Annotated in this window: 1 protein-coding gene; it reads right to left on the bottom strand. The window is 29.9% G+C overall.

Features of this window, described 5'->3' with window-relative positions; genetic code table 11:
* Window positions 1-422 (bottom strand): M12 family metallopeptidase (locus AC07UV_RS25735; protein WP_495185861.1); only part of this gene is annotated, 422 nt, incomplete at both ends.

The raw sequence follows: 422 nt of genomic DNA, 5'->3' as shown, positions 1-422 counted from the left end.
AATTTCGTGAATTACGGTTGATTCATCAGCACCAGATGTTAAATTAATCAACTGTTCTCCTCCAACCATTCCTATTTTGGAATTATTCCCATCAGAAGTATTAAATTTCACATAATTAGAATTGGAGCTGGTACGAACAGCGAAGGTTAATGGTGTATTAGATGACAACCAACTTATTGCGGAATTAATATTTGCTTTTAGACCATTAGAAACATTACCGTTGAATGTATAATAAATTTTTCCATTGGGCCATAACTTTACAAAATCCGAGGTGATTAAACTTTTAGGCTTAACTTCCGCATTATAATATGAGAGATAATTAAATTGATCTTTGGAAAGAATAATATCTTCTGATAGAAAATATTGATTATTCGTTTCAAGTACCCTTATATTTTCATTTTTTATTTTAAATGTATGCCAAA

It is taken from the genome of Sphingobacterium sp. GW821-FHT03E03 (assembly GCF_059420745.1).
The sequence above is the reverse complement of the archived record's forward strand: the minus strand, read 5'-3'. Positions and strand labels throughout refer to the sequence as shown.